Here is a 15,148-nt window from a genome sequence, read left to right as displayed (position 1 = left end):
GGTGACCAGGCGACCTCGCCCTACGCGCTTTGTGCGTATCTGATACCTCCATCCGACACAAATTAAAAAGACGTAATGTCAAGGACATTGCGCTCTAGTGCTTCTGGCACGGTTGTTATATTATTCACGACAACTTTTAAAAAGAAATTGGAAAATCAAAAACTCATTGTCAGAGTAGCAACTGCTGACGATACACATTACGCTGAAACCATCACTACGGAGATGGAAGAATCAGCAAAAGCGCGCGGTACCGGAATAGCCAAGCGCTCACCAGCCTACCTCGAACAAAAAATGAAGGAAGGTAAGGCGGTTATTGCCACCACGCAGGACGGTACCTGGGTTGGTTTTTGTTATATCGAAGCGTGGGAACATGAAAAATATGTTGCCAACTCAGGCCTTATTGTTGCACCCGCTTTTCGAAAAACAGGAGTTGCTACTGAGATAAAGAAGAAAATCTTTAAGCTCTCCAGAGAAAAATATCCTGCCGCTAAAATATTTGGACTTACAACCGGATTAGCCGTCATGAAGATCAATTCGGATCTTGGCTATGAACCGGTGACGTATTCGGAACTCACAACAGATGAGGAATTCTGGAAAGGATGTCAGAGTTGTGTGAATTATGAAATCCTCATGAGTAAAGGTCGTAAAAACTGTATGTGTACTGCTATGCTGTTCGACCCGGCGGAGGCCGAAGCCAAAATTAAAGCAGCGGAGCTCGCGAAAGCAGAAGCTCAGGCAGCAAAACAACCCGAGCCTGTCCATGCCGACCACGAAGGCGTGACACACCGTCACCGTGAATTTAAGGGTAATCAGAAATTGTTTGAACGATGGCTTCGCTTCAAACAATTTGTGCTGCTAAAATCCTTCCGTAAGAAAGAAGCTGCCAGCGTTGATCCTTCCCAGAAAAGAAGGTCTCTACTTGGCATATTTTTTTGGTAATCCAGCATTCATGTTTGAAATTGCGCGCCTGACATCCTAAGGGATCGTCATGCGCGCATTTAGAACATTTATTAAATCGACAATATTAAAATGAAAAAGAAAGTAGTAGTTGCCTTTAGTGGCGGATTGGACACATCCTATTGCGTCAAATATTTAAGTGACGACAGGGGATTTGAGGTCCATACCATTACCGTCAATACTGGTGGTTTCGATGCAGACGAGGTAAAATCCATTGAGCAGCGCGCTAAAAACCTCGGCGTGGCTTCCCATAAAACTGTAGACGAGACGAAGAACTATTATGATAAGGTAATCCGCTACCTGATCTATGGAAATGTATTAAAGAATAATACGTATCCACTGAGCGTTAGCGCTGAACGAATGTCGCAAGCCCTTGCTACCGCTAATTACGCCAAAGAATTAAAGGCGGATGCTGTTGCCCACGGTAGCACTGGAGCAGGAAATGATCAAGTCCGTTTTGACATGATTTTCCATGTCCTGATTCCCGGTGTGGAAATCATCACGCCGATAAGAGATCTGAAGCTTTCAAGGGAAGAGGAAATTAATTATCTGAAAGCAAAAGGTATTCAGATGAACTTCGAGAAAGCGATGTATTCAATCAACAAAGGAATTTGGGGAACGTCAGTCGGTGGAAAAGAGACACTGAAGTCGATGGGTATGCTCCCTGAGTCAGCATGGCCCACGCAAGTAACGAAGTCAAACTCGGAAGAAGTCACGTTGTATTTTGAGAAGGGAGAACTTAAAAGAATCAATCAGGAAAATTTTAGTCACCCGGTTGAAGCCATTCAGGCTTTACAGAAAATTGCCGGCCCTTATGGTGTTGGCAGAGACATTCACGTTGGAGACACCATTATCGGAATAAAGGGTCGTGTGGGCTTTGAAGCTGCGGCACCAATGGTGGTGATAAAAGCACATCATGCCCTAGAGAAACATGTGCTTACCAAATGGCAGTTGAGTTGGAAAGATCAGCTCGCACAATTTTATGGTAATTGGCTGCACGAAGGTCAATACTTAGATCCGGTTATGCGGGATATTGAAGCTTATCTAAGCAGCACACAGCAACAAGTCACCGGCGAAGTAAAGATCCAACTGTATCCCTACCGCTTCCAGGTACTGGGAATCGATTCCACAAATGACCTGATGTCATCCAAGTTTGGTAAGTACGGTGAAATGAATTTGGGATGGACTGGAGATGATGTGAGAGGTTTTTCAAAAATCTTTGGCAATCAGACCATGATCTATCACCAGGTCAGAGAAGATGGTGCCAAGAGCTAAAAATTTTACGATGAAAAAAATTAACGTCGGTATTATTGGCGGAGCGGGATATACAGGAGGGGAGACCATCCGGTTATTGTTGAATCATCCGTATGCAACACTGACCTTTGTACACAGCAGAAGCAACGCTGGCAATCCGTTGCACGCTACGCATCCTGATTTATTGGGCGATACTTCTTTGTATTTTACCGATACCATTCAAGAGGATGTAGATGTTCTTTTTCTTTGTCTGGGTCATGGCGAAAGCAAGAAGTTCCTGCAAGACAGTCCTATTCCGAGTAGCATAAAAATTATCGACTTAAGCCAGGATTTTAGGTTAGGTGAAAGTTTACCTGGGAGAAACTTCATTTATGGCCTGCCTGAAATCAACAGAGAACAGATCAAACAAGCGAAAAACATTGCCAACCCGGGATGTTTTGCTACGGCGATTGAGCTAGGTTTGTTACCATTGGCGAACGCTGGTATTTTAAAAGAAGCCTATACTACCGGAATAACGGGGTCGACAGGCGCAGGTCAAAAACTTCAGGAAACCACTCATTTTACCTGGAGGGCAAATAATATCTCTGCTTACAAGACCCTGACACATCAGCATATAAAAGAAATTAATCAGACATTACGTCAACTCCAGCCGGGCTTTTCCGGAAACGTAAATTTCATTCCCTGGCGTGGAGATTTTGCCCGTGGTATCTACGTGAGCTCGTGTGTCACCGTTGATCTGCCTCTCGACGAAATCAAAAAGCTTTATCATAATTTTTACAAAGGTCATTTATTCACGTTTGTTGCAGATAACGGCATGGATCTTAAGCAAGTGGTTAACACCAATAAATGCCTGATTGGTCTGGAGAAAGAAGAGGATAAGCTGGTTGTGCACTCCGCGATTGATAATTTACTGAAAGGCGCTTCTGGTCAGGCCGTGCAAAACATGAACTTGATGTGTGGGTTTGAGGAAGATGCCGGCCTGAAACTGAAAAGCATAGTTTTTTAAATTGAAATATTTACATCTGCCTGCTTTAGCTGTTAGCAATTAAAAGCTTTTAATAAAATGAAACTATTTGACGTGTATCCCTTATTCAATATCAATCCGGTGAAGGGTGAGGGATCCTGGCTATGGGATGATAAAGGAACTAAGTACCTCGACCTCTACGGAGGCCACGCGGTAATTTCAATTGGTCATTCTCATCCGCATTACATAAAATCGTTAACAGATCAATTAAGCAATATTTCGTTTTATTCAAACAGCGTTCGCAATCCTTCACAAGAAAACCTTGCAGAACGACTGGGGCAATTCTCCGGTTATCCTGACTACCAACTTTTTCTTTGCAACTCGGGCGCCGAAGCAAATGAGAATGCTTTGAAAGTAGCCTCATTTGTTACGGGTAGGAAAAAGGTAATTGCATTCAAGAAAGCATTCCACGGAAGAACTTCTGGCGCAGTCGCAGTTACTGACAATCCAAAAATCGTATCACCTTTCAACGCAGGGCATGACGTTGTTTTTGTACCAATGAATGATGAAGACGCGTTTCTCGATGCGTTAGACAACGATGTTGCAGCAGTTATTATTGAGGGCATCCAGGGCGTAGGAGGAATTCAACTTCCCGAAGATTCGTTTCTCCAGTTTTTGGAAAGGGAATGTCAAAAGAATAATTCACTTTTGATATTGGACGAAATCCAATCCGGATATGGTCGTACCGGAAAGTTTTTTGCGCACCAGTATGCTGGGATAAAACCTCCTCTGATTACGATGGCGAAAGGTATGGGCAACGGATTTCCTGTAGGCGGGGTATTGATTCATGGCGATATTAAGCCCTGGTCTGGAATGCTGGGAACCACATTCGGTGGAAATTATCTAGCAGCCGCAGCCTGCCTTGCTGTACTGGAGGTAATGGAAAAAGAAAATCTTTTAGCGAATGCTACGCAAATGGGCGCCTATTTAATGGCTGAGCTTATTGCTGTTGAGAAAGTACAGCGGCTGAGAGGTAGAGGCTTGATAATAGGTTTCGATCTTCCTGAGGCGGATAAAGACGTCAGAAACAATCTGCTTTTCAAACATCATATTTTTGTTGGCGAAGCTAAGCCTAATACGATTCGTCTCTTGCCATCTTTGGCTTTAAGTAAAAACGAAATTGACATTTTTATTTCCGCACTGAAAAAAGAGCTGCCATGAAGAATTTTATCTCTGTAGAGGACGCTGGTAATATTAATCAGTTAGTACAAAAGGCCATTGCTTACAAAGCGAATCCATTAAAAGATAAATCCCTTGGTACTAATAAGCGTATCGGATTGCTCTTCCTTAACCCTAGCATGCGAACGCGATTAAGCACACAGATCGCAGCACAGAATTTAGGGATGGAGGCTATCGTTTTTAATGTCGGTCAGGATGGCTGGATGCTGGAGTTCGAAGATGAAGCGATCATGAGTGGAAGCACGGTGGAACATGTGAAAGATGCTGCACCGATTTTGGGCAGGTATTTTGATATTCTCGGTATCCGAACTTTCCCATCCCTTAAAAACAAAGCAGATGACTACAGTGAATTATATATTAAGCAATTTATTAAATATGCGGGTATACCTATCGTTAGTTTAGAGAGTGCAACGTTACACCCACTGCAAAGTCTTACGGATATCATTACGATAACAGAGACATTTAAGGAAAAAAGGAAACCTAAAATAGTGTTGACGTGGGCACCGCACGTTAAAGCACTTCCCCAGTGTGTAGCCAATAGTTTTTCTGAATGGATCAATGCATGGGGCGAAGCAGATTTTACCATTACGCATCCGGAGGATTACGAACTGGATGAGGCCTTTACTAAGGGTGCAGACATCTTGCACAATCAAGATGAAGCATTAAAAAATGCTGACTTTGTGTATGTGAAAAACTGGAGTACGTACGCAGACTACGGTAGAATTTATTGTAATGATCCTAAATGGATGTTATCGAATAAAAAATTGCAACTGACAAACAACGCAAAGGTTATGCACTGTTTGCCAGTCAGAAGAAATGTGGAGTTAAGTGATGAAATTCTTGACGGTCCCAATAGCGTTGTCACGCAACAAGCAACGAACCGGGTTTGGGCCGCGCAAGCTGTTCTTAGTGAATTATTGCAAGATAAAAAATGAACATGCGTATGCGTAAGAGAGCGCGTACGTTTCTTTTCACATAGGTTATGCTCTTCGTAAAAAAAATTAAATAACGCAGGCTCAAGTTCCATGGAGAAACTATTCATTATTAAGATTGGTGGAAATGTCTTGGATAATGAGGTTGCTTTGCAAGCTTTTCTAAAAGATTTTGCGTCAATCAACGAACGGAAGATTCTTATCCACGGAGGGGGTAAAATTGCCACACGGCTTGGGGAGCAATTAGGAATTGAATCCAGATACATCAACGGCCGCCGAATCACAGACGCCGCAACTCTTGATCTGGTAACCATGGTTTATGGTGGGTTGGTTAACAAGCAAATTGTTGCACAGCTCCAGTCATTAAATTGTAATGCACTTGGTGTGACGGGTGCTGATGGTAATATGCTAAAAGCCAGAAAGCGCCCGGTCAAAGACATTGACTACGGCTATGTAGGCGATATAACGTCAGAGGGTGTGAACAAAACTTTGCTTGCGTCTCTATTAAATCAAAATATCGTTCCTGTTTTTGCTCCGCTCACACACGCTGACGGGAAAGTTCTGAATACCAATGCCGATACCATTGCGTCTGTTCTCGCCGTTGGACTGAGCAACCATTTCGATGTTCGTTTGATATTCTGTTTTGAGAAAAAAGGCGTATTGAAAGATATCAACAACCTGGATTCAGTCATTCATCATTTACCAAAAAGTGTTTATGAAGATTTGCTTCCACAAAAGATTTTTGCGGATGGAATATTGCCTAAGCTTGAAAATGCATATGCTGCAATAGATGCGGGAGTGAAAGAAGTATTGATTGGTGAAGCCGGCGATCTTATAAAAAACACCGGACCTAAAACCGCTGGGACCTTGATAACAAAGTAGCTTGAAACCAATGGTTTATTTTTAGTTTAGAGTACACGGCATTTCATTCTATATTGAATAGACGTGGCTCACAAATTTTAATGAATGTTCTGCTATGAATGGGCTATACGAAAAGGCAACGGATTTATTAAGCAGGCTCATTGCTAAACCATCCTTTAGCAAGGAAGAAGATGGAACTGCTTCCATCATACGCGAATTTCTTGAGAAGGAAGGTGTAACCGTTCATCGCACCGGAAATAATATTTGGGCGAAGAATAAATTATTTACCCCTAATAAACCGACAGTTTTATTAAATTCCCATCACGATACCGTAAAACCCAACTCTGGGTATACACGTGATCCGTTCAAGCCTGAAATCATTGATGGTAAATTATTTGGATTAGGAAGCAATGATGCGGGTGGACCACTCGTTGCATTGATTGCAACTTTCCTTCATTTTTACAATCGTTCCGATCTAAAATACAACGTCGTTCTTGCTGCTACTGCGGAAGAAGAAATATCTGGTACGGGCGGGATTGAGAGCATTTGGAATGCACTGTCGCCGATTGATTTTGCTATCGTTGGTGAGCCAACGCTTTGCGACATGGCCACGGCCGAGAAAGGTCTGATGGTTCTCGATTGTACCTCGAAAGGCAAGCCTGGCCATGCTGCACGGGAAGAGGGTATAAATGCAATCTATGAGGCCCTTCCCGATATTGATTGGTTCAGACATTTCAAGTTTCCCAAACGGTCTGCAGCGCTGGGTGAAATGAAAATGACAGTAACCATCATTAATGCCGGAAGTCAGCATAATGTGGTGCCAGCTGAATGCAAATTTACGGTGGATGTTCGTGTCACAGATTCATACTCCCTTGAGGATGCATTGGAGATTATTAGGCAGCACGTAAAGTGCGACGTTAGGCCGCGCTCGTTGCGCATTCGCTCTTCAGGCATTGCTATGGATCACCCACTGGTATTATCAGCAAAAAAAATGGGATTGAAATTATATGGCTCGCCCACGACGTCTGACCAAGCATTAATTCCAGCACCTTCTGTGAAAATTGGGCCCGGCGACTCTGCACGTTCACATTCTGCTGATGAATTCATTTACCTTCATGAGATCGAAAAAGGCATTGAGACATATATCGCATTGCTGAATAATGTGATCTCGGTATGATTCTTTCAAACAATCCAGCTTTAATCGTGATTGATGTACAAGATGGCATCAAAGAGGAAACCCATTGGGGCGGAAACAGGAATAATCCGGAAGCTGAGAATAACATTGTAAAGTTATTGAAGCACTGGCGCAGACTAAGCCTGCCAGTTGTAATTGTACAACATTGCTCAGTTTCTCCTCAATCTCCTTTCAGACCGGGTGCCCCAGGTCACAAACTCATGGACTTCATAACAGTAAATCCGCATGAACGGCTGATTAAGAAATCGACAACAAATGCATTTATCAAAACCGGGTTGTCGGAATACCTTGAGGACAAAAAAATCAAATCTTTAGTTGTCACTGGCTTTGTGACCAATAATTCGGTGGAAGCAACCGCCCGATATGCCGGGGACATAGGCTTTAATACGACTGTAGTTAGCGATGCGACTGCTTGTTTCGACAAAATTACAATCAACGGCACAAAATATCCTTCCGATGTAGTTCATCAGTTATCTTTGGCAAATCTGAATGATGAATATGCAACCATCAGAACGACTGAAGAAATCATACTATCAATTTAAAACGACAATCCACAAATCCTAATCGAATGAAGCTCTGGCAAAAAGACAAGACGTACACGAAAGAAGTAGAAAAATTTACGATAGGAAGAGACCAGGAGATGGATATGTACATGGCACGATTCGATGTGCTGGGGTCGTTGGCTCACATCACAATGCTTGAATCCATCGGTTTGCTAAAATCAAATGAACTGGAAGTTTTATCTGCCGAGCTGAAAAACATTTATCATAAAATAAGACAGGGAGAATTCAATCTCGAGGCCGGTGTGGAGGATATTCACTCCCAGGTGGAAATAGAGTTGACAAAAAAAAGAGGAGAGGTAGGAAAAAAAATTCATAGCGGACGTTCACGCAATGACCAGGTTTTGTTGGATGTCAAACTTTACCTCCGTTATGAAATCGAACAGGTTGTTGGTGAAGTAAAAAATCTTTTTGAACTACTCATCGCCCAAAGCGAAAAATTTAAAGATCACCTGCTGCCCGGATACACGCATCTGCAACTGGCCATGCCGTCGTCTTTTGGGTTGTGGTTTGGCGCTTACGCTGAAAGTCTTGTTGACGATCTGATTACGATGGAAGCGGCCTATCGCGTTGTCAATAAAAACCCATTGGGTTCCGCAGCGGGTTATGGTTCTTCGTTTCCGCTAAATCGTAAAATGACAACGTCGCTTTTAGGGTTTGATGATCTTAACTATAACGTTGTGTATGCGCAAATGGGCCGTGGAAAAAGTGAACGTATAGTAGCCAGTGCGTTAGCCAACATTGGCGCAACGTTAGCTAAGCTTTCCATGGATGCTTGTCTTTACCTGAATCAGAATTTTGCCTTTATAAGCTTTCCGGATGAATTGACGACCGGGTCGAGCATCATGCCACACAAAAAAAATCCCGATGTTTTTGAATTGATCAGGGCTCGTTGCAACCAGATGCAAGCACTCCCGAATGATATCGCATTGGCAATGGCCAATCTTCCTTCAGGGTATCATCGCGACATGCAGTTACTAAAAGAAATGCTTTTTCCCGCTATCCAAAATTTGAAAGATTGCATGCGAATGGCGCATCTTATGCTGTCAAATATCTCAGTGAAAAAAGATATTTTGACAGATGACAAGTACAAGTTTTTGTTCAGTGTGGAGGAAGTAAACAAGCTTGTTCTTGCTGGTATGCCATTCCGGGATGCGTATAAAAAAGTAGGCTTGGATATTGAACAGGGGAATTATAGTCCAACTACTACCGTGCATCATACCCATGAGGGCAGCATTGGCAACCTTTGTCTGGATGATATTCGGAGATTGATGGATGACGCCATTACCCGCTTTGGTTTTGAGAAAGTAAATAACGCATTGCTAAAACTTTTAGAATAAAACCTCTTCCGGAAAATCAATCACTGGGTTTTTCATGTATTTTATTATGCCAGCCTATGAAAGAAATTGAAACATTAATTCCGCACCGGCATCCATTTTTGTATGTGGATAAGATCATATCCTTGTCGAGAGAGGAAATTATTGGTACGCGAATTTTTTCGGATACCGATAACTTTCTGACCGGTAGTTTTCCTGAGTTCAATTATGTTCCGGGCGTAATCCTTATTGAAGCAATGGCTCAATGTGGGGGAGCTGGTATAAAAAAACTAAATCTGGCAAATGGTCTGTTTGGATTTGCAAACATTGAAACTGCGAACTTCTACAAAGGCGTTGCGTATGGACAAGTTTTTAAAATGGTGATCACGAATATAAAGATCGCCGATAAATACATAAAACAATCCGGTACTGGTTATGTAGACGAAGTTGCCTGCATGACGCTAGTTTGGACCTGTGTTAAATTTCAGTGAGACCTTGCTGAAACCAACCTAATATTTCATAGGAACTTCGACCGCCGTCTTATCCCAACCTAACTTCATCACGGCTTGCTTGTCCCCCTTTCCTTCAAATTGAATAGAAAAATTTTCTAATGGTTCACTCAGGCTTGCAACAGGCACTGTGAATCTTGTTACATCGTTTTTCTCGTTGTACTTAAATGCACCCCAATAATCAAGATCACTGTTGAGTATGATGGTCCATTCCTTCTCGCCAGGAATTGTAAAAAGTGAATAAGTACCAGCCTTTACTTTTTTACCGCCCAATTCAACATCCTGGTAGAACTTGATTTCGGTGTTTTCATTCGCCCCTGTTCGCCACACCTTGCCATAAGGCACCAGTTTACCAAAAACCTCACGATCGTTTTTTGCGGGCCTGCTGTAGGTAACACGCGCGATTGCTTTGTCACCTTCTTTCCTGTCGTGAGCAAAATGATCGGGAAAGTACGCGTAGTCTAAAGGACTCTTATCAACCTTCCGGAAATTTTGAGCGTGCAGCCCGGAGAAACACATAGCCATGACTGCGAATGCTAGTAAGAAGTTTTTCATAGGGAGAGGGTTAAAAATAGATGCTGTTACTATAACTTATTGTTTGCCTTCAGTAATACCGGCCCATTAATGGATGTTCTACGATTGCGCGCTTAAGCTCAAGCAGGTCTACCGGGCCTTGATAACTATATACAATTTTTCCACCTGGCTCAACCAGTAAGGTATACGGCAATGCGCCATTCCACTTTGGATCGACAGCTTCAATTAGTTTGTAGTTATCCTCTCCATCGTAGAGGTAGTTTTTTACAGGCGAGTGAACCTTCTTAAGAAAATTCAATGCTTTGTCGCTGTTTTCAGGTTTGTCTGCCGATAAAGAAACAAATTCAAAATTACGGGCACCATACCAACGTTGTAATTCAACTAAGTCTGGATACTCAGCAACACAAGGAGCGCACCAGGTAGCCCACAGGTTAATAAGCCGGAGTTTATCAGAAGAGTTTTTAACAATATCTTTTATTTGACTTTCCTTTACTTTGTCAAGCGCGACAGGTTTTGCGGCCCACTGGTCTTCTACTTTCTTGTTGTACTGATCCTTCCAGCCCCACTTGACTGAGCAACCAAAAGTTTTATTTTCAGGGTTAGCCACAGGTTTTCCGGCAAGTAATGCATCTACAGCAGCACGGAGATCTTCTGCGTTGGCTTTACCTGGTTTTTCGATATTATCTATCCGGCCGATGTAAGCTAGTTTACGATCAACATCAAACACATAGGCATGTGGTGTTGCTACTGGACCGTAAGTAATTGCCATAGCTTGGGTATCACCATCATAGAGATAAGGAAAATTGTATTTCTTATCACGATGGCGGATGATCATCTCTTCATAGGAATCATTCAAGTCTGTGTATCCGCACTCTTCCGGAAGAAGCCCCATTGTACTATTCGGCATCACCCCTACTACTGCTACGCCTTTGTCTTTATATTCATCCGTAAATTTGATGATACGATCTTCATAAGCTTGTGCTGTTGGACAATGGTTACAAGTGAAGATCATCACCAAAACTTTCGCATCCTTAAAATCATCCAATGTATAAAACTTACCGGTTACATCAGGAAGATTGAATGGAGGTGCTACCGTGCCGATGGCGAGCGTTTTCACTTCCACTTCTGATACCCGCTGTGGATTTGGTTTAAAGCCAGTTGTTGATGCGGGGATAGAGTCATTTTTTTCCTGAGTGACTTCATCTTTCTTAGCCGGCTGACAGGCAACGAGGAGGGCTATTGATGTGATAATACAAAACGTACCACGATGTAAAAGGTGTTTGATTTTCATTTCCGGTATAGGTTATTGGTTAGGCAGTGTAAGCAAAGTGTCGGTCCTCAATTACACATTTGTGAAAATTTAGACTTTCTCTTCCAAACGGACAACAAGCGTATACTTTAAGAACGAAACAGGTTTCTGAACGGTATGTTTTTCTTACAGACGGAAGTCAAAGTTTAATGATTGGCTGAAGCGGCATTGTATTTTCGCCATACAGGTTGAATGCTTCTGCCTTTCACATACTTTTCAACTCCCTCGTTCAACGCCTTTTTATAAATAACGAGCGCTTCATGAATCTTCTGAACAGTTTCTTCAATGTCAGCATCGGAATGCGAAAATGAAACGATGCTTGATGGCATCAATAGTCCGCGCTTCATGGTTTCCTGAATGAACAAAGTACGGAAGGGCTGCGACGGCTGATTATTTTCATCGCGGGAAGTATAAACCGAACAACATGGAGGTCCAAGGATGGCAACTTTATCTTGCAGATCCAGATCTCGTGAAGCTTTCATGACACCATCTTCTAATTTTTTTCCCTGATCATACAAACGTTCAATGACGTTATGTTCTTTGTAAAACCGGATAGTAGCAATAGCCGCGGCCATCGCATGAGTTTCTGCGCCATGTGTTGTTGATAATAAAAACACTCTTTCTTTATCATGATATAATCCCCCGAGTTCCATAATTTCTCTTTTACCAGCTAACGCTGAAATGGCGAAACCGTTTCCCAGTGCCTTACCCCATGATGAAAGGTCTGGAACAATACCGAATTTTTTTTGTGCTCCACCTAAATGCCAACGAAAGCCGGTGATCATTTCATCTAGAATGAAAACAGCACCATGTTTGCGACAAAGGTCTTGGAGTTTGTGTAAAAAATTATCGACGGGTGGATCGATCTTTTCAGCTTCTAAAACAACGCAGGCAATTTGATTGGGATAATCAGAAAACATTCTTTCTGCACTGGCCAGATCGTTGTAATAAAATTTGGTGGTTAGGTTCTTTACGGCATTTGGAATTCCGTTGTCCATGGGAGTGGAGCCAATGAACCAATCGCTCACCGATAAAAATGGTTGACTACCACAAATACCTACCACGTCACGGCCGGTATATGCGCGTGCGAGTTTAACAGCACCGTCAGAGGCGTCTGAGCCATTCTTACAGAACTTAACCATGTCTGCTCCATCAATGATGCTGAGAAACTCTTCAGCGCATTCAAGTTCTATAGTAGAAGGACGCCCGAAATTTGTTCCCAGCTTCATTTGATTGCAAGCGGCGTTAATAATCGGTTCTATAGCATGGCCCAACGTCACACTGCGGAGTCCGCTGCCATATTCAATAAATTCGTTACCATCTACATCCCACACGCGACAGCCTTTACCTTTAGCGATATAAGGAGCCATCCCTTCAGGAAACTGGTCATCTCCTTTTGCATATGTATGTGCGCCCCCGGGGATAAGATCATTAAACCTCTTTTGCAAACGGTTAGATTCGGTGAATTTCATATATGGTAGAATTGAATTATTGAAAATTTGGTTGTCGTGGTTTTGGAACTGAACGTTTACACATCTTGTTGAAAAAGTCTATTTTATATCTCCAACAATAAAAAAGTTATACAACTTTACGGTTTAATTTTATCCGACTCAATGATCAAAGTCCTATAGAAATTAGTAATTGGTCATTCGTTAGGGCCTTTAACCTTACATTATTATGCACCCGCAAACGATTTTGATGATAATATTGATCATTACCCTTCTAAGCTACCTATTTGACCAGATTCTTGACTACATCAACCTTAAAGCACAGCGCACGGATATACCGAAAGAGGTCGAATCTTTTTATGAAAAGGAAAAATATTTAAAAGCATTGGCCTATCACGAGGAGAGAACAAAATTTTCGTTTCTTACTTCAGCTTTTGGTTTTTTACTTTCGGGATTAATGCTTTTGTTAGGCGGCTTTGGTTGGCTCGACGGACTGCTTCGCGTTGAAATTGAGAATGAAATTTTATTGGCGCTTGCATTCTTCGGAATATTGATGCTGACATCCGATATGCTTACAATTCCCTTTCAGTGGTATAGCACATTTGTGATTGAAGAGAAATACGGATTTAACAAAACCACCATTAAAACTTTTATAACTGACAAGCTCAAAGGATACTTATTAGGTGCTATCGTTGGAGGAGGATTACTTTCACTGCTTATATATCTCATTGAATTGATAGGCCCGTCTTTTTGGATTTGGTTCTCAATTATTGCTGCGATATTTATATTGGTGGTAAACATGTTTTACACCTCTTTGATCCTGCCGTTGTTCAATAAACTTACGCCACTGCCGGAAGGTGAACTTAAAACAGCAATTGAAAATTTTTCAAGAAAAGTAAACTTTCCGCTCGACAATATATTTATTATCGACGGATCGAAACGATCTAGGAAAGCAAATGCTTTTTTTTCTGGAATTGGTAAGAAGAAAAAAATTGTCTTATACGACACACTTATTTCGAGTCACACAACGGAGGAACTGGTGGCAGTGTTAGCACATGAAGTGGGGCACTTTAAGAAAAAGCATATTATTTGGGGATATATACTTTCGGTGCTTCAAATTGTCTTCACATTATTTGTCCTGTCACGCATGGTCTTCAATGAAGATGTATCCGTAGCATTAGGCGGTTCTCAGTTAGCCATCCATCTGAACTTGTTGGCGTTTGGGATATTGTTTTCTCCCATATCCGGAATCACCGGGCTGCTCATGAATATGTATAGCCGCAAAAATGAATTTGAAGCCGATGCTTATGCCAAAGAAACATTCAGCGGTGGAGCTTTAGTGAACGCATTGAAAAGACTCTCGGTCGATAGCCTTAGTAATTTATATCCGCATCCATGGTATGTGTTTTTTCATTACTCCCATCCACCGTTGCTAAAAAGGCTGGAAGCGCTAAAGTCTTGAGGTAAGAAGTCGCCTGTGGTTGTAATTGTTTTTCCTTAGAAGCTGTCGGCTGTGTCTCACGTTCAGCCCCGTGTCAGGTAACTGAGTGCCATCGCATATCCTTCGAGCCCGAAGCCGGTAATTAAGCCAATACATTTGGAAGTAATGAGGCTTTTATGGCGAAATTCTTCCCGGCTATAAACATTCGAAATGTGGACTTCAACGACCGGGGTCTTGATTCCTGCAATGGCGTCGTGTATGGCGACAGAGGTATGGGTATAGGCGCCCGCATTGAGAATGATGCCATCAAATGAAAAACCTACTTCGTGGAGTTTATTTACAAGTTCACCTTCAATGTTGGATTGATAATATTGCAACTCTACTGAAGGGAAGCGTTTCTTCAGCGTTTCGAAATAGACTTCGAACGACTCACTTCCGTAAATGGATGTTTCGCGTTTGCCAAGCAAATTTAGATTAGGTCCGTTAATGATTTGTATTTTCATGTATTACGAAGTGTTGAAGTGTTGAGGTTCGAAGTGTTGAAGACATGCAATTTCTCAGTCCGAACTCCTGAACTCATAACTTATTTGGTAGCAAGTTAATAAGTAAAGCCATTCAGAAAATCTGTT

The 15,148-nt window shown here is 42.1% G+C and carries 15 protein-coding genes; 11 read left to right on the top strand and 4 right to left on the bottom strand.

Annotated elements, in window-relative coordinates:
- Positions 1-147: 147 nt before the first annotated feature.
- The 10 genes from P2W71_RS00640 (at position 148) to P2W71_RS00595 (ending at position 9,769) form a co-directional block, all read left to right on the top strand.
- Entirely contained in the window at positions 148-939 is a 792-nt protein-coding gene (locus P2W71_RS00640; RefSeq protein WP_276368989.1) for a GNAT family N-acetyltransferase, read from the top strand.
- A gap of 90 nt (positions 940-1,029) precedes the next feature.
- Positions 1,030-2,232 (top strand): argininosuccinate synthase, encoded by a 1,203-nt coding sequence (argG, locus tag P2W71_RS00635; RefSeq protein ID WP_276365670.1) that lies wholly within the window; start codon positions 1,030-1,032, stop codon positions 2,230-2,232.
- 10 nt (positions 2,233-2,242) lie between these two features.
- A complete protein-coding gene (gene argC, locus P2W71_RS00630) occupies positions 2,243-3,217 on the top strand; it encodes an N-acetyl-gamma-glutamyl-phosphate reductase (protein WP_276365667.1) in 975 nt (324 codons plus the stop codon).
- A 57-nt stretch (positions 3,218-3,274) separates the two neighbouring features.
- Entirely contained in the window at positions 3,275-4,396 is a 1,122-nt protein-coding gene (locus P2W71_RS00625; RefSeq protein ID WP_276365664.1) for an aminotransferase class III-fold pyridoxal phosphate-dependent enzyme, read from the top strand.
- Entirely contained in the window at positions 4,393-5,349 is a 957-nt protein-coding gene (locus P2W71_RS00620) for an acetylornithine carbamoyltransferase (protein WP_276365661.1), read from the top strand. The genes P2W71_RS00625 and P2W71_RS00620 overlap by 4 nt, the downstream gene beginning before the upstream one ends.
- A gap of 90 nt (positions 5,350-5,439) precedes the next feature.
- Positions 5,440-6,228 (top strand): acetylglutamate kinase, encoded by a 789-nt coding sequence (argB, locus tag P2W71_RS00615; RefSeq protein WP_276365657.1) that lies wholly within the window; start codon positions 5,440-5,442, stop codon positions 6,226-6,228.
- 94 nt (positions 6,229-6,322) lie between these two features.
- A complete protein-coding gene (locus P2W71_RS00610; protein ID WP_276365654.1) occupies positions 6,323-7,384 on the top strand; it encodes a M20 family metallo-hydrolase in 1,062 nt (353 codons plus the stop codon).
- On the top strand, positions 7,381-7,944 hold the full coding sequence (locus tag P2W71_RS00605; protein WP_276365651.1) for a cysteine hydrolase family protein: 564 nt from the start codon (positions 7,381-7,383) through the stop codon (positions 7,942-7,944). The genes P2W71_RS00610 and P2W71_RS00605 overlap by 4 nt, the downstream gene beginning before the upstream one ends.
- Before the next feature lie 26 nt (positions 7,945-7,970).
- Complete coding sequence (gene argH, locus P2W71_RS00600) at positions 7,971-9,302, top strand: argininosuccinate lyase (protein WP_276365648.1); 1,332 nt, start codon at positions 7,971-7,973, stop codon at positions 9,300-9,302.
- A 56-nt stretch (positions 9,303-9,358) separates the two neighbouring features.
- Positions 9,359-9,769 (top strand): beta-hydroxyacyl-ACP dehydratase, encoded by a 411-nt coding sequence (locus tag P2W71_RS00595; RefSeq protein ID WP_276365645.1) that lies wholly within the window; start codon positions 9,359-9,361, stop codon positions 9,767-9,769.
- Positions 9,770-9,787: 18 nt separating this feature from the next.
- Here P2W71_RS00595 and P2W71_RS00590 read toward each other — a convergent pair whose 3' ends face one another.
- From P2W71_RS00590 to P2W71_RS00580, 3 genes are all read right to left on the bottom strand, one after another.
- Positions 9,788-10,342: a DUF2911 domain-containing protein gene (locus tag P2W71_RS00590; RefSeq protein ID WP_276365642.1), complete on the bottom strand. Its 555-nt coding sequence runs from the start codon at positions 10,340-10,342 to the stop codon at positions 9,788-9,790.
- 49 nt (positions 10,343-10,391) lie between these two features.
- A complete protein-coding gene (locus P2W71_RS00585) occupies positions 10,392-11,612 on the bottom strand; it encodes a redoxin family protein (protein WP_276365639.1) in 1,221 nt (406 codons plus the stop codon).
- A 164-nt stretch (positions 11,613-11,776) separates the two neighbouring features.
- Entirely contained in the window at positions 11,777-13,102 is a 1,326-nt protein-coding gene (locus tag P2W71_RS00580) for a glutamate-1-semialdehyde 2,1-aminomutase (RefSeq protein ID WP_276365635.1), read from the bottom strand.
- 205 nt (positions 13,103-13,307) lie between these two features.
- On the opposite strand from P2W71_RS00580, the gene P2W71_RS00575 reads away from it, so the two are divergent.
- On the top strand, positions 13,308-14,540 hold the full coding sequence (locus tag P2W71_RS00575; RefSeq protein ID WP_276365632.1) for a M48 family metallopeptidase: 1,233 nt from the start codon (positions 13,308-13,310) through the stop codon (positions 14,538-14,540).
- Positions 14,541-14,602: 62 nt separating this feature from the next.
- Here P2W71_RS00575 and aroQ read toward each other — a convergent pair whose 3' ends face one another.
- Complete coding sequence (aroQ, locus tag P2W71_RS00570; protein WP_276365630.1) at positions 14,603-15,022, bottom strand: type II 3-dehydroquinate dehydratase; 420 nt, start codon at positions 15,020-15,022, stop codon at positions 14,603-14,605.
- Between the last annotated feature and the right edge of the window lie 126 nt (positions 15,023-15,148).

The sequence above is a fragment of the Chryseolinea sp. H1M3-3 genome, from assembly GCF_029360725.1.
Lineage (GTDB): Bacteria > Bacteroidota > Bacteroidia > Cytophagales > Cyclobacteriaceae > Chryseolinea.
The sequence above is the reverse complement of the archived record's forward strand: the minus strand, read 5'-3'. Positions and strand labels throughout refer to the sequence as shown.